The organism is Euryarchaeota archaeon, assembly GCA_016207515.1.
GTDB lineage: Archaea > Thermoplasmatota > SW-10-69-26 > JACQPN01 > JACQPN01 > JACQPN01.
Genome location: JACQPN010000016.1, coordinates 16,741 through 37,634 on the forward strand (window position 1 = coordinate 16,741; position 20,894 = coordinate 37,634).

At 62.3% G+C, this 20,894-nt stretch carries 21 protein-coding genes and 2 tRNA genes; 17 read left to right on the plus strand and 6 right to left on the minus strand.

What is annotated here, in order from left to right:
• The first annotated feature begins 71 nt into the window (after positions 1–71).
• The 8 genes from ribB to HY556_07310 all read left to right on the plus strand — a co-directional run bounded on the left by ribB (position 72) and on the right by HY556_07310 (position 5,511).
• Entirely contained in the window at positions 72–809 is a 738-nt protein-coding gene (ribB, locus tag HY556_07275) for a 3,4-dihydroxy-2-butanone-4-phosphate synthase (GenBank protein MBI4393581.1), read from the plus strand.
• Entirely contained in the window at positions 806–1,357 is a 552-nt protein-coding gene (locus HY556_07280) for an FAD synthase (protein ID MBI4393582.1), read from the plus strand. Before ribB ends, HY556_07280 begins: the two co-directional genes overlap by 4 nt.
• On the plus strand, positions 1,354–1,890 hold the full coding sequence (locus tag HY556_07285; protein ID MBI4393583.1) for a riboflavin synthase: 537 nt from the start codon (positions 1,354–1,356) through the stop codon (positions 1,888–1,890). The genes HY556_07280 and HY556_07285 overlap by 4 nt, the downstream gene beginning before the upstream one ends.
• A 52-nt stretch (positions 1,891–1,942) precedes the next feature.
• Positions 1,943–2,350, plus strand: a complete 408-nt coding sequence (gene ribH / locus HY556_07290) for a 6,7-dimethyl-8-ribityllumazine synthase (protein MBI4393584.1) — start codon at positions 1,943–1,945, stop codon at positions 2,348–2,350.
• A gap of 109 nt (positions 2,351–2,459) precedes the next feature.
• Positions 2,460–3,566: a coiled-coil protein gene (locus tag HY556_07295; GenBank protein MBI4393585.1), complete on the plus strand. Its 1,107-nt coding sequence runs from the start codon at positions 2,460–2,462 to the stop codon at positions 3,564–3,566.
• 188 nt (positions 3,567–3,754) lie between these two features.
• Entirely contained in the window at positions 3,755–4,018 is a 264-nt protein-coding gene (locus HY556_07300; GenBank protein ID MBI4393586.1) for a hypothetical protein, read from the plus strand.
• Between the two features lie 64 nt (positions 4,019–4,082).
• Positions 4,083–4,601, plus strand: a complete 519-nt coding sequence (locus tag HY556_07305; protein ID MBI4393587.1) for a PaaI family thioesterase — start codon at positions 4,083–4,085, stop codon at positions 4,599–4,601.
• Between the two features lie 151 nt (positions 4,602–4,752).
• Positions 4,753–5,511 (plus strand): tRNA (adenine-N1)-methyltransferase, encoded by a 759-nt coding sequence (locus HY556_07310; protein MBI4393588.1) that lies wholly within the window; start codon positions 4,753–4,755, stop codon positions 5,509–5,511.
• A gap of 116 nt (positions 5,512–5,627) precedes the next feature.
• On the opposite strand, the gene sepF is transcribed toward HY556_07310, so the two are convergent.
• Together sepF and HY556_07320 are read right to left on the minus strand one after the other, a co-directional pair.
• Positions 5,628–6,005, minus strand: coding sequence for a cell division protein SepF (gene sepF / locus HY556_07315; protein ID MBI4393589.1), 378 nt, complete (start codon positions 6,003–6,005; stop codon positions 5,628–5,630).
• Between the two features lie 106 nt (positions 6,006–6,111).
• On the minus strand, positions 6,112–6,741 hold the full coding sequence (locus HY556_07320; protein MBI4393590.1) for an RNA-binding protein: 630 nt from the start codon (positions 6,739–6,741) through the stop codon (positions 6,112–6,114).
• Between the two features lie 68 nt (positions 6,742–6,809).
• Between HY556_07320 and HY556_07325 the strand changes: the two genes are divergently transcribed.
• On the plus strand, positions 6,810–7,736 hold the full coding sequence (locus HY556_07325; protein ID MBI4393591.1) for a hypothetical protein: 927 nt from the start codon (positions 6,810–6,812) through the stop codon (positions 7,734–7,736).
• A 61-nt stretch (positions 7,737–7,797) separates the two neighbouring features.
• Here HY556_07325 and icd read toward each other — a convergent pair whose 3' ends face one another.
• Positions 7,798–9,039, minus strand: coding sequence for an isocitrate dehydrogenase (NADP(+)) (icd, locus tag HY556_07330; GenBank protein ID MBI4393592.1), 1,242 nt, complete (start codon positions 9,037–9,039; stop codon positions 7,798–7,800).
• Positions 9,040–9,113: 74 nt separating this feature from the next.
• Here icd and HY556_07335 point away from each other — a divergent pair, with 74 nt between their 5' ends.
• From HY556_07335 to HY556_07345, 3 genes are all read left to right on the plus strand, one after another.
• On the plus strand, positions 9,114–9,920 hold the full coding sequence (locus tag HY556_07335) for a VIT1/CCC1 transporter family protein (GenBank protein MBI4393593.1): 807 nt from the start codon (positions 9,114–9,116) through the stop codon (positions 9,918–9,920).
• A 66-nt stretch (positions 9,921–9,986) separates the two neighbouring features.
• Positions 9,987–10,451: a HEAT repeat domain-containing protein gene (locus HY556_07340; protein ID MBI4393594.1), complete on the plus strand. Its 465-nt coding sequence runs from the start codon at positions 9,987–9,989 to the stop codon at positions 10,449–10,451.
• Between the two features lie 81 nt (positions 10,452–10,532).
• A tRNA-Val gene (locus HY556_07345) sits at positions 10,533–10,606 on the plus strand.
• A gap of 170 nt (positions 10,607–10,776) precedes the next feature.
• Here HY556_07345 and HY556_07350 read toward each other — a convergent pair.
• The gene (locus HY556_07350; GenBank protein ID MBI4393595.1) at positions 10,777–10,986 is read right to left on the minus strand and encodes a hypothetical protein; all 210 of its coding nucleotides are present in this window, start codon (positions 10,984–10,986) and stop codon (positions 10,777–10,779) included.
• A gap of 222 nt (positions 10,987–11,208) precedes the next feature.
• Here HY556_07350 and HY556_07355 point away from each other — a divergent pair, with 222 nt between their 5' ends.
• Entirely contained in the window at positions 11,209–12,915 is a 1,707-nt protein-coding gene (locus tag HY556_07355; protein ID MBI4393596.1) for a hypothetical protein, read from the plus strand.
• On the opposite strand, the gene HY556_07360 is transcribed toward HY556_07355, so the two are convergent.
• Together HY556_07360 and leuS are read right to left on the minus strand one after the other, a co-directional pair.
• Positions 12,896–13,225: a helix-turn-helix transcriptional regulator gene (locus HY556_07360; protein ID MBI4393597.1), complete on the minus strand. Its 330-nt coding sequence runs from the start codon at positions 13,223–13,225 to the stop codon at positions 12,896–12,898. The genes HY556_07355 and HY556_07360 overlap by 20 nt on opposite strands.
• A 369-nt stretch (positions 13,226–13,594) precedes the next feature.
• Complete coding sequence (gene leuS / locus HY556_07365; GenBank protein MBI4393598.1) at positions 13,595–16,534, minus strand: leucine--tRNA ligase; 2,940 nt, start codon at positions 16,532–16,534, stop codon at positions 13,595–13,597.
• 404 nt (positions 16,535–16,938) lie between these two features.
• Here leuS and HY556_07370 point away from each other — a divergent pair.
• The 4 genes from HY556_07370 to rpoB all read left to right on the plus strand — a co-directional run bounded on the left by HY556_07370 (position 16,939) and on the right by rpoB (position 20,832).
• Positions 16,939–17,012 (plus strand) — tRNA-Lys (locus HY556_07370).
• A gap of 174 nt (positions 17,013–17,186) precedes the next feature.
• Entirely contained in the window at positions 17,187–17,429 is a 243-nt protein-coding gene (locus tag HY556_07375; protein ID MBI4393599.1) for a DNA-directed RNA polymerase subunit H, read from the plus strand.
• Positions 17,426–19,015 carry a DNA-directed RNA polymerase subunit B'' gene (locus HY556_07380; protein MBI4393600.1) on the plus strand — a complete coding sequence of 530 codons (1,590 nt, stop codon included), beginning with the start codon at positions 17,426–17,428 and terminating at the stop codon, positions 19,013–19,015. Before HY556_07375 ends, HY556_07380 begins: the two co-directional genes overlap by 4 nt.
• An 8-nt stretch (positions 19,016–19,023) precedes the next feature.
• Positions 19,024–20,832, plus strand: coding sequence for a DNA-directed RNA polymerase subunit B (gene rpoB / locus HY556_07385; protein MBI4393601.1), 1,809 nt, complete (start codon positions 19,024–19,026; stop codon positions 20,830–20,832).
• Positions 20,833–20,894 lie beyond the last annotated feature (62 nt).

Consider the following 20,894-nt stretch of genomic DNA (forward strand, 5'->3'; position numbering starts at 1 on the left):
CCCCAACGCACCGTTACCCCGATTAGAGTAGTTACCAATATTTTAAGGGCCGCCTGTCTCCATCCGCCATTGTGAAAAAGACGCCGTCCCCGACCGTCCTCGAAACCGCGTTCGATGCATTGCGCCGAGGAAAGCCGATTCTCGTCTACGACGGGGACGGACGCGAGGCGGAGACCGACATATTCTACGCGGCGCAATTCACCGACGCCGGACGCGTCGAGACGCTGCGCACCGTCGGCGGCGGACTGGTCTTTCTTGCGGTCGGCAACGAGATCGCACGGCGCATGGAGTTGCCGTTCCTCCAAGACCTCTACGCCGAGGACGCCAAACGCCACCCGGTACTTGCAAAACTCGCGGCAAACGACATACGCTACGACGCCCGCTCCAGCTTCAGCCTCACGTTGAACCACCGGAAGACATTCACCGGGATCACCGACGAAGACCGGGCTCTCACGATCCGGCGCTTCGCGACACTCGCAGAGGAGATCGTCCTGGACCCGCGGCTCGACGGGGCGAGCTCTCTCGGCGCGGAGTTCAGAAGCCCCGGCCACGTGCACCTTTGCATCGCTTCGGCAAGACCCTTCATCGAGAGGAAGGGCCACACCGAACTCGGGGTCGCGCTCCTCGAAATGAGCGGTCTTACGCCCGTGATGGCGGGTTGCGAGATGCTCGGCAAGGGACGGGCGCTCGCGAAGGCGGAGGCTGCCCTTTACGCGAGAAAAACCGGCGCGCCGTTCCTCGAAGGAGCGACGATCGCCGCCGCCTATGAGAAGTATAAGAAAGGGAACGGAGATTCCGCGCCGAAATGACGCCACGTCCCGAACCGGGAACGACCGGCCCCTCCACGAAAACGCCCCTGAAACGTGGGTCGAAAAAGAAACGGGTGCGTGTCATGGCCGTCGGCGTCTTCGACATCATCCACCTCGGCCACATCCACTACCTCGAAGCGGCCCGGGGCCTCGGCGACGAACTTGTCGTCGTCGTCTCCACCGACAAGATGGTGATGAAGAGGAAACACGTCCCCATAACGCCCCAGGAGATGCGGGTCCGTCTCGTCGGCGCCTTGAAACCCGTGGACAATGCGGTCTTGGGCCACACCGACGACCAACTGAAATCGGTCGAGGACGTCCGCCCCGACATCATCGCGCTCGGCTACGACGACTACCACAACGTCGATGAGTTGAAACGCAAGCTTGCCGAACGGGGGCTCCACCCGGAGATCGTCCGCGTGAACGCGTTCAGGCATGACCTCGACGGAACGAGGAAGATCATCCGCAAGATCTTCGACAGTGGCCTCTTCGAATCACCGGTCATAAGGGATCTGAAGCCCCAGAAGGAGGGGACCGAGGGCCAGTGACGCGGATCGGTGTGGCGGACACGACGTTCGCGCGAGTCGACATGGCCGCCGAGGCCATCGAGGTGCTCTTGGCGAAGGCGACCGGCATCGAGCTTGTGCGCTACACGGTCCCGGGCATCAAGGACCTCCCGGTCGCCTGCAAACGGTTGTTCGAGGTGAGCGGTTGCGAGCTCGTCATGGCGTTTGGGATGCCGGGCCCCGAGAGAATCGACAAGCAGTGCGCGCACGAGGCGTCGATGGGCCTTCAACAGGTCCAACTACTCACGAACAAGCATATCCTCGAGGTCTTCGTCCACATGGACGAGGTCGGATGCGACGCAGACCTCTACGAGTTGGCGCGTAATCGCGCCCGGGAACACGCCTTGAACGCCATCGCGCTCATCGAGGGGCCGACGGCGCTGACGCCGCTTGCCGGGACGGGGCAACGTCAGGGATTCGGGGACGCGGGGCCCGTGAAGGCGACCGCGAAGCGTTCGACGGGACAACGTCCACAGAAGAAGAGGCACACGTCGCGGCGGGCGCGGGGGAATTGACGTGAGCGGTGGAACCGCGACGCCCTCCGACCGGCCCCACGCGGAGGGTCGGGTGCGCGTAGCCTTCGTGGTCGCCGAGTTCAACTACGACATCACTTCCCGGATGCTGCAACTCGCGAGGGCCCACCTCAAGGAAAAAGGCGGCGATGAAGGGCCGGTGGCCCACGTGCCTGGTGCCTTCGACATCCCGGGCGTCGCCAAACATTTCCTCTCGCGGCCCGACATCGACGGCGTCGTCGCCATCGCTGCAGTCATCAAGGGCGAGACGGACCACGATGTCCTGGTCGCCAATTCGGCGGCGCAAGCACTCATGGATCTCGTTTTGCAGACCGGAAAACCGGTGGGTCTCGCGATCCTAGGTCCTCGCGTCACCAAGGCGCAGGCCGAGGCCCGGATCGACAACGCGAAGCGCGCCGTCGACGCTGTCTTACTGACCCACCGATGGAAACACACCCCATGATGCGACGCGCGTTGTCCATATCTTGGGCGGTGGCGAAGGTATTTTAAGGAGTTCCATGATGTTTAGCCCGCGCCCGGTTACGCGCCCCGAATCTAGGGAGTTCTAGTTCATGCCTGATGAAGAACAAGCCTCCGGCGAAGAGGCATCCGCTTCGGATGCCGACGCCGGTAAGGTCGAGGAAAAGCGTGTCGAAAGCCCGCAGACGAACGACGCCGCCACGTCCGACGACGCGCCGAAGGACGGCGGTTCCGGCGAGGCCAGCGGCGAAGGGGGCGGACGGGACGCCGAAAACGCGCCGGCGCCCGAGAGCGAACCCGAGCCCGTGTATTTTGACCCTAACCGGCCGATCGACGAGCAGGTCAACGAGATACTCGACAAGAAGGAGACCCTTAACCATCAGGCCGCGGCCCACCGGCAACTACGCGACAACCTGAACGACGAGACGCGCGGGTGGGCGGGAAAGCGTGACGAGTTGAACGCCAAAGTGCGCGAACTCATCCGCCAGGCGAACGACCACAAGGCGCGACGCGACCAATTGAACAAACAGGTCACGGACGCGAAGAAACTCCGAGACGAACTGAACAAGGCCGCCAACGAGAAGGCGGATGTCTTGAACGAACTCAAGAAGACGCGCCTTCCGAAAGACGGTGAGAGCCTCGGACGTCTCAAGATGAAGATGCGGCAGCTCGAGTACGAGCAGATGACGAAGGTCCTCACTCCGAAGAAGGAGAAGGAACTCATCGACATGCTTTCGGCGCTCCAGAAGGAGCTCAAAGCGAAGGAGAAGGCGTTCGACCAGGACAAGGAGGTCAAAGAAGCCTATCTTGGCATGAAGGAGGCCAAGAACAAGGCCGAGGACCAACACCGTGGCGTCACTGAACTCGCCGAACGGGCGCAGGAAGCGCACGATTCGATGGTCCGCCTTTTCGAAGAGGCCGACAAGTTCCGAAAAGAGGCCGACGAGTCACAGGAGAAGTTCATAGCCGCGAAGATGGAGGCGGACAAGGTACACCACGAGTACATCATGATGGTGAACCAGATCCGCGATTACGAAAAAGCCATCATCGGCATGAAGGGAAAGCAGCGAAAGGACCGCGCAGACAGGGGCGAGGCCCACGCGAAGGACCAGGCCGAACTCATCATGGAGAAGTTCAAGAAGGGCGAGAAGCTCTCCGTGGACGACCTGATGACGCTGCAAAAAGCGGGCCTGATGTAGAAGGTCCTTTCGCAGGCTCCGGTGTCGGGCGAGGAATACCACGGGGAGGCCCCTGTGCGTTTATCCTTGGCGACAGGCCTCACTTGTTTTCGTCACTTCTCCGAAGTACGCCTCCCATTGTGCACCTGGGGACAGATTGCCCGTTGATGGCCCCTTAATATCGCGCAGACCAACTGCCGTATGATAGCATGTTGAACCTCGCCTACAGCCCGATGGTCCCGACGTTCATGATCGATGCCATGGAATGGCATGGAAGAAGGCTCGGTGTGCCGCTCTCCGTCCTGGAAACGCTCGGCCAGGACGAGAACACGGTGAAGGGGTTCCTCGACGCTTGCGAAGTGGGGCGCGGGTACGACTACATCAATGCGACCATCCTCAACGACCTTACCAAGGCCGGGATCCTTTTCCCGAAGCGAAGCGAGAGGGCCGACGATGCCGCGAAGGCTCACTGAAGAACGGCGCCGCAACCGGCCTTTGTAGGTCAACGTTTTAACGCTACGCGCCCTTCGCAACACGTTGGCAAGAAGGAGACGATCGACGACAAGACGTCGAGCCGCGACGAAAAGTGCGACGGCCACGAAGCGCCGGACCGCGCCACGACGTAAGAAGACCCGCAGCCGGGCCCAAAGACTGCCGCACCATCACCCGACGTCCCGCGCCGAGCGCATCGCGGCGAAGGTGCCGTCTTGGAACCTGCTCGGCCTTGAGATCGAACGTGCGGGGCGCACGGGCGCGGCGGTCCGGCTGAAGTACAAGCGCGGATTCTCGAACTCGTTCACGATCCACGGCGGGGTGATCGCCGGCATGATGGACAGCGCCGGCGCGATCGCGGTCGCCGCGCAGCACGTCCCGTTCGACCACTTCACGACCGTGGAGATGAAGGTGAACTACCTTCGCCCGGGACTTGAGCGTGATCTTCGGTGCACGGCGCGGGTACTGAAGATGGGCAGGACCCTCATCATAGTGGAAGCCGACGTCTTCGGCGAGGGGCAGCACCTATCGCGTGGCCTCATCACGTACATGAAGATCGATTGAGGCGCGGCTGGGGAGAGCGCGGCCGGGCACCTTGCGCATCTTGGGCCGTCAGCGGGCCCCGGCGCGCCGACGCTTCACGCGAAGTGTAGCCCGCGGGGACCGCCAGCACCTCGTAACGCGCCTTTTTATCGGAAGCGCCCATTGACGGTCGATGAGACGGATTGCGGCAGGCGAGCGCGTGGCCCTTGTCGCCGGGACCGACAGGTTCATCGCCGTCGTCGAACCCGGGGCGAAACGTTTCTCGCCCCTCGGCGTCGTCGATTTCACGCCGCTCATCGGCGCCGAATACGGGACCGTCTTCGAGCACGCGGGGAAGCGTTTCGCGGTCGTCGAACCCTCGATCCTCGACCTGCTCTCGGGGCTCGAACGAAAGCCCCAGATAATCCTTCCAAAGGACGCCGCCCAGATCCTTTTCAACTGCGACATCCGCTCGGGGCGCCGCGTGGTCGAAGCGGGCCTCGGTTCAGGGGCGTTTACCACGGCGCTCGCCTGGGCGGTTGCGCCGGACGGGAAAGTGCACTCGTACGAGAAGCGCGAGGACTTCTACGAGGTCGGCAAACGAAACCTACAAAGAAACGGGCTTCTCGATCTTGTTGACGCGAAACTCGGGGACGTGACGCAGGGAATCGCCGAACGCGACGTCGATGCCGTCATCCTCGACATGCCAGACCCAGAAAACGCGGTCGCGAACGCCTCCCACGCGCTACGCTCAGGCGGATACTTCGCGGCCTACACGCCGCTCATCCAACAAGCCGAGAACGTGGTGGTCGCGCTTAGAAAGAGCGGCTTTTCGGACGTGCGCACGATGGAGACGCTTCAACGCGAGATGGAGATCGGCGAGCGCGGGTCAAGACCGAGTTTCGAGATGCTCGGGCACACGGCTTACCTCACGTTCGCAAGGCGGTTGTAGGGCCCGCAGGCGCGAGCCTTGAGACCTCCATGTGGGAAGCCTGGCATTCGTGGACGAGAAGACATCAAGCAGGCGGCCCTGGCGCTGTGATCCGCACCGACAGACCGACAGGCGCGTTATTTCGCTTCGACCTTCGCCTTCGTCCGGTCGATGCGCACGCCCGCCGGCGTGATGATGAAGTACGACTTGCCCATCCCTGCGATGTCTCCGCCAACGTCGGCGACGACCTTCTTGAGTTCGCTCGTGAGCCGCTTGAGGACGATGTCCTCCTTGGCGACCGATGAGAAGTCGAGGATCAGCATATTGCCCTGGTAGACGTAGTTCTGGAAGGTCTTCAGGTCCTCGAAACTATGGAGCTCCGCGACCTTGACTAGCATCTTCGCGGTCGAGGCCTCGCCACCGGTCTCCTGGACAGCGGCACCAAGGTCCCAATAGCTTTCCTCTGCGTCCTTTGACGTCTCAGGCGTGCCGAAGAGCATCTTGGCGAATCCCATCTGTCATCCCTCGTCTTTGTTCAAGGCCTCGTTCGATATAAACATTATTAAATCAATCTGGAAGCGTACGCGACGCCACCGGCGCGGGTGGCCGCGCGGGGACGAATCAACCTTCGTACGTCCAAAGGTCGTCGCCGACGAAGTGGAGCGAGCGGATGGCCTTCCCGGGTCGCTTCACCATCTGCGACGCGGCCACCAACGCCTCGCCGATGGCCAAGGGTTGGCCATTCTTCTGGTCGCGGATCCAAACGAGGTCCCCGGGGACAAGCGTTTCGTCGGCCTCCACTATCCCCGGGCCCATCACGTCCGCCCCGTTGGTAACGAACTTCACGGCGCCCATGTCGACCGTCACGTGGCGCTTCGGGGGGCGGTTCTTGAGGATTACCTTGAGGCTTGGGGCGGGGCGCTCCCGGTCCCCCTTGACGATGATGGCGACTATCATGGTCCCGACGAGCGCCACGTCGAAGTCGCCGGCTTCGGCGCGGTCGAGGTGCTCCCCGGGTTTCAAGACGCTGATTCCAAAATCGGTCTCCATGCGCTGAGCGAATTCACTTGCCTCTTTCTCTCGTAATCGGACGCGGTTACGTAGCTTCAACGCCACGGGCACGAATCGGCGGCGGCATGAATACGTTTTCCCTCGACGAGGGATGGCCGCCGTCGAAGGGACACCCCATCGCGCGCCGACGCTTCGACCTGGGCCCCCGCACTGGCCAGACCGGGAGCCACGTCCCGCCATTGAGACGCTTGAAATGGTTCAAGGAGGCGTCCACAACCTTTATTCGACTTCATAGGGGTGAGGGGGATGTGTTGGCAAAGGCGGGACCTCTTGGCATCGTGGCGGCGCTTCTACTTGCCGGATGCGTCACGCCGCCCCCCGAATCGGCCCTCGAGACATCTTCCCTCGCACCGTTGGAGGAGACGATCGCCGATCTCGGCGGTTTCCGCCTTGAAGCCACGGATTGCGTGGAAGGCGGCGGGCATTCGGTCCACCCGAAGCTCAAGGACTACCTCCCCGCCCCTTGGGAACAGGAGGACATCCTCGAAGACGTGGGCAAGCACATGATCTACTCGGAAGCGCCCTACGACCCCGAATTTCCCGTCCCGACGACGGGCCACACGATGGGCAATTATCACGCGAACGTCGCTTGCAGATCGTGGACCTTGAACGGGGAGACGAAGGAGATGATGTTCGGCTTCGTCTCGATGCGGGTGAAGCCGCCGCCGTTTGACGACGGGAAAGCGAACCGCCACTACCTCACGACGGTGATCGCGACGAGCGACCATTGGCTCCACGAGTTCCTCCACAAGTGGGGCTTCCACGCGACGACCACGAAAGGCGGCATCGAGTGGCAGGGCGAGGTCTTCCACCACATCCTCGACACGACCGACCATGGAATCTACGAATCCGTCTACATGACCAAGGACGTGGGAGCAAAACGCGACGGCATCACGCGCCTCTGGTTCCAGATGGAGAACTCCGACGGTACTTTCAGCCCCGTGGCCATCGACATGATCGATTCGGGCGGCGGGAAACACTTGATCGCCGAGCCCGAAGGCTACTTCTCGCACCTGCGGACCGAAGACCACTACCAGGACCTCGGATTTGCAAAAGTGCCCATTCCGGGAGCGGCCGGACACATCGCGGGACTCACGTGGACCGGGTTCGACAGGACTTTCACGCTGGGGCCTCGCCCGGACGTGAGATTGAAAGCCGCGTACCTTCACGCGTAGGACGGCCCCACAGCGGCGCCTACGTTTTCGGTCGCGCGCGGGAGAATCGAAACGACCGCGCCTACAGGTTACCCGTCACCGCTTTCCCGAACTCGCTGCACTTGATCGGTGTGACGTCCTTCATGTCGCGGGCGAGGTCGTAAGTGACCCTTTTCTGCGCGACCGTCTTGTTGACCGCATCCTTCACCAACTTCGCGGCCTCGCGCCAACCCATGAACTCGAGCATCATGACGCCTGAAAGTATGACGGAGCCGGGGTTGACCTTGTCCTGGCCCGCGTACTTCGGCGCCGAACCGTGCGTTGCCTCGAAGATTCCTATCCCATCGCCGATGTTCGAGCCGGGCGCCATGCCGAGCCCTCCTACCTGGCCCGCGGCAGCGTCCGAGAGATAATCGCCATTCAGGTTCGGGGCCGCGATGACGCTGTACTCCGAGGGGCGGATAAGCAGTTGTTGCAGCATGTTGTCGGCGATGCGGTCGTTCACGAGCACCTTGCCCGCGGGCATCTTCCCGTGGTGTTCGTCGGTGAGTTCCTTCTCCGTGACGATGTGCTCCCGGAACTCGGTCGTTGCGACCTCGTAGCCCCAATCGCGAAACGCGCCCTCCGTGTACTTCATGACGTTCCCCTTGTGGACGATCGTGACGACGGGTCTCTTCTCGTCGATCGCGTACCGTATTGCGCGGCGGACGAGGCGCTTCGTGCCGAAAGCGCTCATCGGCTTGACACCCACACCGGAATCCGCGCGGATGGTGACGCCGAATTCGCGCCTCATGAGCCCGATGAACCGGTCGGCTTCCGGGGAGCCGGCTTTCCATTCGATCCCCGCGTAGACGTCCTCGATGTTCTCGCGGAAGATCACTATGTCCAGTTTTTCGGGGCTTCTCACGGGGGCCGTTATCCCTTTGATCCAGTAAACGGGCCGGATGCAGGCGTAGAGGTCGAGTTGTTGGCGTAACGCCACATTGACACTCCGGAACCCGCCGCCGATGGGGGTCGTCAACGGCCCCTTGATGGCCACACGGCAGTCCCGTATCGCCGCGAGCGTCGCCTTCGGCAGCAGTTCGCCGTACTCTTCGCCCGCCGCGGCCCCGGCCGGCACGTAGAACCAAACGAGTTCGCGCTTGCCGCCGTAGGCCTTCTTGACGGCGGCCTGTAGCACGGGAAGAGCGGCGCGGCAGATGTCGGGCCCGGTCCCGTCGCCTTCGATCACGGGGATGATCGGTCGATCCGGCACGACGAGCGCACCCTGCGCATAGGTGATCTTCTCGCCGGACGGATAGGAGAGCTTCAGTTCCTTGGTCATTCTCGGATCGCCCACGCGATTACTGAACCACCATAAAAGAGTGATGGGGGACGTCGTCCTCCGGAGGTATAATGGTGCCTCGAAGCATTCGCGGCCGCGTGGGACAGGAGGCCAAGGAAGAGAAGACGCTCAAGGACCTCCAGGGCGAGCACAAGCCGCCGCCGACCGCGCGGCGCCAATCCCTTGTCGAGGAGGCCGGGGAGAAATCCGCGTTCAGGAACTACGTGCGAGACCTCATCCTCGGATTCAACGACGGCATCGTCTCGGTCTATGCTGTCGTGGCGGGGCTCACGGGCGCCGGGTTTCTCGCTCGCGAGATCGCCGTCGCGGGGGTTGCGGCCTCGATCGCAGGCGCCATGTCGATGGGGCTAGGCGAGTACGTATCGACGAAGGGCCAAGCCGAGTACTATCGCGCGGAGGCCGAGCGCGAACGAAGGCACATCCGCACGCACCCGCAGTTGGAACGAGAGGAGATCCGCGAGATCCTCGAGAAGAAGGGGTTCCCGACGGCGACGATCGAGGACACGGTAGAATGGATCGCTTCCGACGAGGATCGGTTCGTGGATTTCATGATGCGCGAGGAGTTCGGGGTCGGCGACGAAAGCGGCCGGAGCCCGTTGAAAGCGATGGGGCTGGTGGTGGTCGCGTTCCTCGTCGGCGCTGGCCTATCCGTGCTCCCGTTCATCCTCATTGGCACCGCGACCTCGGCAGCGGCGGTCGCGACGACTTTGAGCCTCTCCGGCCTTTTCTTCGCGGGAGCGGTCCGCGGTCGGTCGAGCGGGCTCAACTGGGTCAAGACGGGCGGTGAAATGTTGATCCTGGGCGCGGCGGCCGCCATCGTGACCTTCGCCGTCGGGTCGTACTTCGGGGTGCGGGCGTAGGCGCCGCCTCTCGGGCCCCCACGTGCCCGAACAATCTTGATATAACGGGACCAAGAATGCCGTCCCATGACCGATTCCAAGGGGGCGTTTGCGTCCGTCGACCCGGCGCCGCCGGCGCCTGAGGAGGACGTTCCTGGCCTGCGGACACGCCTTCTCGACCGATCGCTCCCGATGTTCCAAAGGATGCGCGCCGTGTTCTCACTCAGGTCGCTTTCGACGGGCCCCGCCATCGAGGCCATTTGCGAGGCGATGCTCGTCGACGACTCGGCGCTGCTTCGTCACGAGTGCGCGTTCGTACTCGGGCAACTCCAGGACCGTCGTGCGATCCCGGCGCTCAAGGAATCGATAAGGAAGGATGCGAACCCCATGGTGCGTCATGAGGCGTGTGAGGCCCTCGGAAACATGGGCACGGAGGAGATCGTCCCGCTCTTGGAGCATTACAAGTTGCACGACCCCTCGTTCGAAGTCCGTCAATCGTGCGAGGTGGCGCTCGATAACATCGCGTACCTCAAGGACCCGACCGATTTCTGACGTGTAGGTACATGTACGTATCTCGTGGTTTTTTGGATGCGCGCTATGCTTAAAGCGGTAAACGGATTCGCGCCCACGTCGGGGCCTGTGGTCTAGTCGGTTATGACGTCGCTTTTACAAGGCGAAGGTCACCGGTTCGAATCCGGTCGGGCCCATCCGAAGGTCGAGCGCAAGCGAGACCGAGGATGGGACCGGACGGATTGAGATGGATGACCGAAGGGAGTCCAACGAGAATCAGGTCGGGCCCCCCTGGAAAACAGAGAGTACGCGGCCCCACGGGACTTCCGGCGAGTACCTCAACGAAAACCGATGGATCGCGCAGAATCTAGTTCCGAAGTCGGATGAGGAGGTCCTTGATCATGCCGACAGAGATGTCGGGAATCAACGCCTTCGCGCTTTGCGTGCTTGATGTGGAGCCTGAACTGTTGGAGCAACTCGGATTCAAGGTCGCGCCGCTCCCGGATCCTGCCTCGACACAAGCCGCCTGCGCTTGCGAGGCGAAGGCTGTGACAAGTATGAGCCCTGTGAGGGCCAATGTGCATGCTCGCCGCGTGTGGGCCAGGGGCAATGTGCTTCTGATTCTCCCGACGAAGCAGTGGGTTACCAGGCTAAAAAGGTTTTCGGGAGGCCCTATTGGCGGGCACCGGTCCCTGGAATGACCGAAAATGGCGGTCGACAAAACCATTATGACTGTACAGGTCAATCGGTCTTGCGGGGAAGGTGAGGATAAAGCCCTCATCGTGACGAAGGTTTCGAGATGAGACGGCTGGCAGTCTTGGTCGTATTGGCCATCATCGTCGCACCGGGTGGTCTCGCCGCGGAGGACGGTTCTGGAGCGTTCCTTGCTTTCCTACCGGCGGAGATACGCGGGCCCTCTTATTCCGAAGCGTCGTCCCCGACACTCTACCTCCATGGCGACCGAGACGCGGGCGTCTCGCCCGAGGGCGCTTTCTCCGCGGCGAAGGCCACCGTGACCCTGTTCACCGTCAAGTCGCGCGTGATCGTGTCGCCTGACGGCGTGGAGCAGACTGCCATCCACGAGAACGGGGGTGTCCCCACAGTGGAGACCACCACCTTCGGTTCCGCGATCCTTCGTTTCTCGTCGCTTCTCCCGTCGCCCCAGTACCGCGACGTCCCGGCGATCCAGGTATTGTTCTACCCCTCAGGTACTTCTTCCGAGGTGACTTTCGAGCCGTCCCAAGTCGGGTATATTTCCAGCGCGAAGGACTTCACGGTCCGCGACCCGATGCGGGCGCCGGACGCTGTATCCTCCCAATCAAACGCATGGGATTTCGAGCACCGTATCCCCGGTGAAGTGCTCGCAGCGACCGGGAACGGACGCGTCACGATAGAGGGGGCGACCGACCTCTTCGTTTTCGGGGCGTCCTTCACGGTGGGGACGGGCACGAAGACCGCCTCTTACTCGACGGGGAAGACCTTCACGGACGAAGGCCCCGTGCGCGAGATGACGAGGTCGTGGGCGACCCTAAGGCTTGAGGGCGTGAGCGGCACGTTGGAGACGAAGGGTCTTGATGCGTCGCTTCTTTCGAATCGCGTTCTCACCAGCGTCGACGGCGAGGTGAGACTGGGCATGGCAGAGGGCTCGCTTGAGACCCCGACGCTGCTTTTCAGGACCGAGTCGGCGCGACCCGTGACGATTATGGGCGTTTTCCAGATGGAATCCGGCATCGGCGAGGATGGGCGTGGCGACTTCCGCATCAGCGGATCGATCGCGAGCGTCTCTTGGGACGCGACGATGAAACCGGCCGCGGCGACCACGGTGCTTCCGTCGGCGGCCCTGCCGATCGGCGTTTTGGCCGTGGGCGTCGTCGGCATTGCAGCTTACATGGGGGCAAGACGGGGGAGTCTTGCGGGCGCGGGGCTTTGGACTTTCAGCCTCCGCAAAAAGCAACAGCCTCGCGCCCGAGACCCCTCGCCTGAGGATGCGTTGAACAGCCAAGACTTCGTCTTCGCCAACGAGGTGCGCGCCTTGGCCTACGAGCTTGTGGAGAAGCGCGCGGGCCTTACGAAGAGGGAGATAGTTTCGATAATCGGCAAGGCGGAGGCGGCCGCGGAGGTCGAGGGGCTGGTCGCAAAGGGCCTCATCCTTCGCCGGGCGGCGCCAGGCGGTGAGCGGTACTTCTTCCCGATGAGGCAAGTGGAGGAGAATTTCGAGCGCATCGCGTATCTACGTAGCGACAAGGCGAGCCGTGTCGCCGAGATCGTGTTGCTCTACGGGATAATCCCGGCCGAGGATGTGGAGGCGGCCGGGGGCACGGCGCAGCCGAGGATTTCGGCCCGCGAGGTGAGGAGGATCCTCGGAAGGTTGGAATCGCTCGGACTTGTGAGGCTGCTTGATGAGGGTGCGAAGCGCATGGTGGAGCCGACGCTCGCGCTTCAAGAATGCCTCGAACTCATGGGAACGGCCATTCCCGAGGCGCGCATCAGGGATTATTCGTCGTGATCTGGGGCTCTTCGGCCTTTGGTGCGTCGTCGTCCGTGAGAAGGCGGAGGTTCTTCTTGAGAAGCCACACGTAGAACTGGCCGTCCTTCTTTCCCAAGCGTACCACACCGGAGCGTTCCATGAGCTCGATGTGGTACCTTACCTGCACGTATGTCAGCCGGCCGGGCAGGCTCTTGATCGCAAGGGTGAACAGGTCCGTGAGCGTCATGTCGCCGTTTTCCTGGAGGATACGGTAGAACTGTACCCGTTTCTCATGGGAAAGGGCGGCACATAGGCCCGCCATCTCCTCGGCGCCCGTCACTTCTCGCATCAGCTATGGAGTGTCGAGCAAAGTCTATATACTTTGCTGACTATTGTATTCCAGTTAAGGAACCTGAAACATGGTTTCTTAAGAGGCTGCAGATGAGGCACGCGGGATTGAAGTCCTAAGTGCTGCGGAGGGACGCGCAAGCTTCCTCACCTCCCCCAAGCCCCCCCGGAAGTCGGGTCCTGAAAGAGCCCGATGGCGGTGCTTCATGCACCGCGGCTTGCCGCCCCCTCCCATCTACACCCATAATAGCCTTCGTTATGGGGCTAGGAAGCCCCAAAACCTCCTTCGCAAGATTTTCCGGCTTTGCTCCGATCTTCGGTAGCCGAAGCGCCGGAATCGACATGCCGTTGCCATGACTCCGCGCGGACCTTATTCCAGATAGATCGCGGGCCTTCCGGGAATAGCGGATTTCGCCTTCTGTGCGGCCGCCGGTGACGCCTCTTCGGCCTCGACTATCCCGACCACGGCTCGTAGCTCTGTTTCCAAGAATTGCCGCGCATCGCCAAGCACGGCGGCCTCGTCGACGGGTTTGAGCCTTGATTCGATCTCGGCCTTGCCCATCGTGGAGAACTCTTTTCCCATCTGGCCCGCGACCTTGGGGAGCTCGGCCGCGTGCGGTTTCAATGCAGGGATCGCAAGGCTCTCTTTGATTATTGCGCCAACGTCAGGTCGACCGGTCGAAAGGACGCTTTTGGCCGCCGTCTTTGCGAGCAGGCGTTTCCATCCTGGAGCGATCATCAATTCGACGCGCCTCGGACTCTTGCCAGTGACCTTCAAGATCTCGCGAACATCCTCTAACACGGAACGCACGAGCGCTTCGGCTCGTTCGGCGTCGCCGTCGATAAGCGACCCATCGGGCGTCGGATAAGGCGCGTCGATGACGAGCCCGATCCCGCCGAGCTCGTGCCACGCCTCCTCGGCAACGTGCGGGACGAGGGGAGCGAGGAGACGCGTCTGCACGTCCTTGAGGCCGGCTAGAAGGCCTGAATCGGGCTTTCCGCCGCATCTGCGGAGGTACCAAGCGTATTCGCGCGACAGGTCGAAAAGCGACAGTTTCAGGGCCGTCCTGAAGCTCGCGTCCTCCATCGCCCTCCCCGCGTCGCGCACGATCCGGTTCATCGCGGATTCGAACCATTTCTCCGCAAAACCGCGGGCTTGCGTCGTCGGCGGGCGCTCCCTTATGAAATCGAGCCACGAGAGGAGACGCCCGGCGCTTTGTCTTGCGAACTCCATCTCGAAGTTCGCATCATCAAGCCCCTCGCCGGCGTTCACCAAGGCGAGGCGCGTGGCGGATGATCCGAACTTGTCGAGCGCGTCGCGTAGCGTCACGAAGTTCCCGCGCGACTTCGACATCTTCTCCCCGTCCACGTTCACCCAACCGTTCACGCTGATCGAGCGCGGCCAGCGGTCGGGTTGGTCGGGCCATATCGCGACGTGGTTGAACACCATGAACGTGAGATGGTTCTGTACGAGGTCCTTGCCGGAGTTACGGTAATCCAACGGGTACCAATACAGGAAATCCCTTCGGCAATCGGTCACGAGTTCCGCCGTGACGGAGCCTTTGGCCGCGTCCTTGGCGGTGCCTTTTCCAAGGAGGACGTGGTCGAAGAAGGCATCGGTCAAGTCCTTGGGGTCGACACCCCTTCGGTCGCCGGCGGTGACGCTTCCCCGCTCCAACCGATGCGCGATCGTGTAATAGGCCATGTAGATGGTCGAATCGGAGAGCGATTCGATGACCCACTTGTCGTCCCATGGGAGGCGTGTACCCAACCCGCCCTCGCGGGCACACGCCCACGAACGAAGCCAACCGACCACGTGGTCGAACTGTTTTCGGGCCTCCGGCGGATAGAGGCGCATCCCTTCGAAGGCCTCGCGCGTCTTCGCCTTCCATGCGGCGTCGCCGTACTTCGCGAACCACTGGTTCTCGACGATCTTCACCACACTCGGCGTGAGGCACCGGCAGACGACGGGCCCGGAGGGCCAATATCCGACCACGGCCTCGCCGCGGCCCGTGAGCCAATCGATGAGGCCGTCTTTCGCTTCTGCCGCTCTTTTTCCGGCGAACGGGCCCGCGTTCTCCAGCATCACGCCCTCGTAGAACCCCGCCTGGTACGCCTTCTCGGTGGCGAGCGCGATCTTCGCAGCATCCCTGTGGTCGCGCGCTGCGACCTCCGCGACGGCCTTTGCGGCGCTCTCGGTCCCGTAGCGTTCGGTGCGGATGACGGGGATGGGCTTGATCGCTCTCGCCAATTCGCGCACATCCGGCGACACCTTCACCTGCCCGTCGACGACGGCTTTGAGCGAAAGGAGGTCTTGCGGAGAATCCGAAGGGACGCTGGTCACTATGCCGGTCCCCTTCGCGTCCGTGATGAACGCCGCGGGGAGGATCGGAACGAGCGTGTTCGTCGCCGCGGTCGTGACGCGCAGCCCCACCAGGGCACTGCCATTGATCATCTTGGATTCCGTGTGGGACGAGGCCAAGTCGGGGATCTGGAAACCGAGTTCTATTGCGGCTATCGGGCTCAATATCCACGTCTCGGCGCCGACGTTCAGCGCCGCATAGTCGTAGCCGGGATCCACCCAAACGTTTGTCTGGCCGAAGACGGTGTCGGGCCGCAGCGTCGCCGCGATGACGTAGACGTCGCCGGAAAGTCCGATTGCCTCCGGCCTTTCGAGATTCATCTTGTAAAGGACCCACTGTTGCGGCGTCTCGCCCTCGCCCGAATAGCGGTCGTGGTCGGCGACCGCCGCTTGATCCTTCGGGCACCAGATCACGGGGTGCTTGCCCTTGTCCACGTAACCGGCGGCCTTGAGCTTCCTGAACTGCCAACCGATGAAGGCGTCGTAATGGGGATTGAGGTCCGTCGTGTAGAACTCGCGGCGCCAATCGATCGCGAGGCCAAGCCGGTCGACGTCCTTTCGCCACTCCTTCGGAAAGACCTTGATCCAATGGCTCGGCTCGGCGAACTTCGGGATATCCGATTCGGAGAACCCCTGCATCCGGAGGATCTCGACCTGCTTCTCCTCCCCCTCGCGCACCCTATTGGCCGCCGCCCAGATGGGCGTCCCCGTGAGGTGGAAACCGAATGGGAACAGGGTGTTGAACCCCTTCATCCTCTTGTAGCGCACCATGACGTCGACGCGCATCATGGTGTACGCGTGGCCCACGTGCGCGTAACTGTTCATGTAAGAGTACGGGTAGGTCGCAAAGAACTTGGGCCGGGACGGGTCGACGGAGGGTTCGTGGGCGTGGCCGTCGGCCCACACCTTCGACCATTTGGCCTCGAGAGTCCCAAGGGCATCTTTCATAAGACGGGCGGGAAAGCGGGGGCGGGCTCATGTGCTTTTCTGGACTTGTGAGCGAGGCGGCACCACTTCGTGGCAAGGACACCCGACCCCAGTAACGTTTAAATAGGGTAGTCGTATTACCGGCGCTACCGCCAGCCGTGCCGCGTCGCCTCGTCGTGCCTTGGAGAAAGTCTCGAACTTCACTAGGTCCGCTCCATCAATCGCGCTCGCTGTCGGTCAAGGGTGCTGCCGTGGACGAGAAAAAAGCGTTTGGTTCCAGTTTTTCCGCCGCACCTCTCATCATCGTTCCCTCTCCGTTCTCATTTCGCCTGCCGAAGGCGGTTTTCGGCAAAGTCGGTAAAGGCTGCTAACGAGGCTCGGGCTCTGCTTCGCCTCCCGGCGATGCCGGGCCGGGCGAGAAAACAGGGCTCATAGCTCAGTTAGGTAGAGCATCCGGCTTTTAACCGGGTGGTCGAGGGTTCGAATCCCTCTGAGCCCGTCGACGGAGGGCGCACAGCCCGACGGCGACGGGCACGGATGACGACCGAAGGGAGTCATCCAGTGCCCGAGCGCCCCCGTGGGGGCGCGAGTAGCGAATAAGGAGAGCCCGATGGGCGAGAACGGCCGGAGAACCGTTTCTCGTCATCGATCGAAGTCACAGGAGTGTCACCCCATGCCCCAAAAATTCGACGTGATGAAACACGCGCTTGTCCCCCGCCACGAGATCGTGTCGCAGAAGGAGTTCAACGAGCTCATGACGCGGTACAAGATCGTAGCCGACCAGCTCCCGAAGATCTTGACGACCGATCCCGTGGTGAAGGCCATCAAGGCGAAGCCCGGGCAACTTGTGAGGATCAAGCGGGATAGCCAGACGGCGGGGCAAGCGATCGCCTACCGGCTAGTCGTGGAGGGATGAACTTGAGGGAACTTGTCGACGCATTCTACGGGGAGCGAAGCCTCGCCAACCATCACATCATGAGCTACAACGACTTCGTCGATCACTGGCTCCAGGGCATCATCGACAACACGCGAGTCGGCGAGGACGAGGCGGAGCGCGGCGTCATCCGGACCGATATCGAGGGCTACGAGGTCAAGCTTGGAAAGATCCGGGTCGGCAATCCCGTTGTCAAGGAAGCCGACGGGTCGACGCGCCTTCTCACACCGATGGAGGCGCGATTGAGGAATCTCACGTACGAGGCCCCCATCTATCTCGAATTCATACCCATCATCGAGGGGGTCGAGCACGAGCCCGAAGAGGTGCGCATCGGCGACATGCCCATCATGGCGAAGTCGTCGAAGTGCAACATCACGAAGTCCAACCTCGAGCGCCAGCTCGGCCACCAGCTCTCCGCGGGCGAATACCAACGGAAGCTCATGGAACTCCAGGAGGACCCGATGGACCCCGGCGGCTACTTCGTCATCAACGGGACCGAGCGCGTCCTGATCAGTCTTGAGGATCTCGCCCCGAACCGTGTGCTCGTGGAGTTCAACAAGCGCTACGGCCGCGAGGTCGAGGTCGCGAAGGTGTTCTCGCAGCGCGAAGGTTACAGGGCACTCGTGATCGTCGAGAAGAAGAAGGATGGTACGCTCATGGTCTCCGTTCCCGCGGCGTCGGGGCAGATCCCGTTCGTCGTTCTCCTGAGAGCTCTCGGGATGGAGTCGGACGAGGACATCACGAACTCCGTCGTCACGGAGCCGGAGATGCTGTTGTACGTCCTTTCCAACCTCGAGGACGCCCAGAACGAACATCAAGTCACGAACCAGGAGGAAGCGATAAACTTCCTAGGAAAGAAACTGGCCGGCGGCCAGGCGAAGGAGTACCGCATCAAGCGCGTCGAGTCGTTGATGGACCGATCGCTCTTGCCGCACCTCGGAAACGACCCGGACGACCGCATGAAGAAAGCGATCTTCCTGTGCAGGATGAGCCGGGCCGTCCTTGAGCTCGCCCTCGGCAAGGTCAAAGAGGACGACAAGGACCACTACGCGAACAAGCGGTTGAAACTCGCAGGCGACCTCATGGAGGACCTCTTCCGCGTCGCGTTCACGGGGCTTGTGAAGGACCTCAAGTACCAACTAGAGCGGGCCCACAGCAGGAACCGCGAGCTCAAGGTCTCGACCGCCGTGCGCTCCGACGTCCTTTCACAGCGCCTTCTCCACGCGCTTGCGACCGGCAACTGGGTGGGCGGAAGGGCGGGCGTTTCACAGCTTCTTGACCGGACTTGCAACCTCGCGACGCTCTCGCACTTGAGGCGCGTCATCTCGCCCCTCACGCGATCACAGCCTCACTTCGAGGCGCGTGACCTTCACCCGACGCAATGGGGGCGGCTTTGCCCCAACGAGACGCCGGAAGGACCTAACTGCGGTCTTGTGAAGAACATGGCACTGATGACCGAGATCTCCGAAGGCTACGATGTGCACGAAGTGATGCAGGTCGTGAAGGACTTCGGGACGCGCGAGATCCACAGTAAACCGTTCAACCCACAGGCGGTGGAGCCACAATGACCGAAGGCATCGGAGGCGCAAAGGTCTACGTGAACGGAGACCTCGCCGGTGTTGTGGACAACCCACGTGAACTCGTCGAGAAGATCCGCTCGAGGCGTCGCCAAGGGCTTCTCTCGACCGAGGTCAACGTGCGCCTCGACGAGGCGACGAACGACGTCTTCATCAACTGCGACCCCGGAAGGGCGCGCCGTCCGCTCATCGTCGTCAAGGACGGAAAACCCGCCGTCACGGACGAGCACTTGAGAGATCTTCGCGAGAACAAGCTCACGTGGAGCGACCTCATCCGCGAGGGTGTGGTCGAGTACGTCGACGCCGAGGAAGAGGAGAACATCTACGTCGCGATAAACGAAGGTGCCGTCACCCCGGACCACTCACACATGGAAGTGGACCCGATGGTCATCCTTGGGATAGCCACGTCGATCGTGCCGTACCCGGAGCATAACTCCGCGCCGCGTAACACGATGGGCGCTGGAATGGGTAAGCAGAGCCTGGGTTTTGCGCAGAGCAATTTCCGCCTACGGCCCGAGACCCGAGGCCATTTCCTCCATTACCCTCAGGCGCCGATGTGCCGCACGAAGGGGATGGACTACATCAATTTCGACCGCCGGCCCTCGGGCCAGAACTTCGTGGTCGCCGTCCTGTCCTTCCACGGCTACAACATGGAAGACGCCTTGATCATGAACAAGGCCTCCATCGAGCGGGGCCTTGGACGGTCGAGCTTCTTCCGAACGTACGCCGCCGAAGAGCGGCGCTACCCGGGCGGTCAGGAAGACCACTTCGAGATCCCCTCCCCGGAGGTCAAGGGCGCTCGAGCGCCGGAGATGTACTCTAAGATCGCCGAGGACGGCCTCATCAATCCCGAGACCGACGTCGGGCCCGGGGACGTCTTGATCGGCAAGACCAGTCCGCCTCGTTTCCTTGAGGAGCCGAGCGATTTCCTTACACCACAGAAGCGCCGCGAAACGTCCGTCACCGTCCGCCACGGCGAGGCGGGGACCGTCGATACCGTGATGGTCACGGAGTCTTCGAACGGCTCACGGCTCGTCAAGGTGAAGGTGCGCGACAACCGCATCCCGGAGCTTGGCGACAAGTTCGCTTCGCGCCACGGCCAAAAAGGCGTCATCGGGCTCATTGTCCCCGCGGAGTCTATGCCTTTCGGGGAAGGCGGCCTCACGCCGGACCTCGTCATCAACCCGCACGCCATCCCGTCGCGCATGACCGTCGCACACGTCTTGGAGATGCTCGGCGGCAAGGTCGGCTGCATGGAGGGCCGCTCCATCGACGGAACGCCTTTCTCCGGCGAGAACGAGGAGAACCTCCGCGAAGCGCTCATGAAGAACGGCTTCGTCCACACTGCGAAGGAAGTACTATACGATGGGCAGACCGGGGAACGGATCCCCGCCGACATCTTCGTCGGCGTGATCTATTACCAGAAGCTCCACCACATGGTGTCCGGCAAGATGCACGCCCGCAGCCGCGGCCCCGTCCAGATCCTCACGCGTCAGCCGACGGAAGGCCGAGCGCGTGACGGAGGACTCAGGTTCGGTGAGATGGAAAGGGACTGCCTCATCGGGCACGGAGCGGCCATGGTCATCAAGGACCGGCTTCTCGACGAGTCCGACCGTGTCACCGAGCTCGTCTGCAAGAACTGCGGCCACGTTGCGATGCAGGACCGACGCGGCTTCATGCGCTGCGCCAAGTGCGGAGACGAGTCCGACATCTACCCGGTCGAGATGAGCTACGCTTTCAAGCTCCTCCTCGACGAGTTGAAGTCCTTGACTGTGGCACCACGGATCCAACTGGAGGACCTGATATGACGTGGAACTCGCTCGCACGGCTCGCTCGTCCCACTACATCTACGCGTTCACTCGCGAAGATG

Coding starts and splice junctions, on each gene's coding strand:
- HY556_07280 (MBI4393582.1), top strand. CDS start 806: ATGACGCCACGTCCCGAACCGGGAACGACCGGCCCCTCCACGAAAACG.
- HY556_07295 (MBI4393585.1), top strand. CDS start 2,460: ATGCCTGATGAAGAACAAGCCTCCGGCGAAGAGGCATCCGCTTCGGAT.
- HY556_07300 (MBI4393586.1), top strand. CDS start 3,755: ATGTTGAACCTCGCCTACAGCCCGATGGTCCCGACGTTCATGATCGAT.
- HY556_07310 (MBI4393588.1), top strand. CDS start 4,753: ATGAGACGGATTGCGGCAGGCGAGCGCGTGGCCCTTGTCGCCGGGACC.
- sepF (MBI4393589.1), bottom strand. CDS start 6,005: ATGGGATTCGCCAAGATGCTCTTCGGCACGCCTGAGACGTCAAAGGAC.
- HY556_07320 (MBI4393590.1), bottom strand. CDS start 6,741: ATGGCGGGACGTGGCTCCCGGTCTGGCCAGTGCGGGGGCCCAGGTCGA.
- icd (MBI4393592.1), bottom strand. CDS start 9,039: ATGACCAAGGAACTGAAGCTCTCCTATCCGTCCGGCGAGAAGATCACC.
- HY556_07340 (MBI4393594.1), top strand. CDS start 9,987: ATGACCGATTCCAAGGGGGCGTTTGCGTCCGTCGACCCGGCGCCGCCG.
- HY556_07355 (MBI4393596.1), top strand. CDS start 11,209: ATGAGACGGCTGGCAGTCTTGGTCGTATTGGCCATCATCGTCGCACCG.
- HY556_07360 (MBI4393597.1), bottom strand. CDS start 13,225: ATGCGAGAAGTGACGGGCGCCGAGGAGATGGCGGGCCTATGTGCCGCC.
- leuS (MBI4393598.1), bottom strand. CDS start 16,534: ATGAAAGATGCCCTTGGGACTCTCGAGGCCAAATGGTCGAAGGTGTGG.
- HY556_07375 (MBI4393599.1), top strand. CDS start 17,187: ATGCCCCAAAAATTCGACGTGATGAAACACGCGCTTGTCCCCCGCCAC.
- HY556_07380 (MBI4393600.1), top strand. CDS start 17,426: ATGAACTTGAGGGAACTTGTCGACGCATTCTACGGGGAGCGAAGCCTC.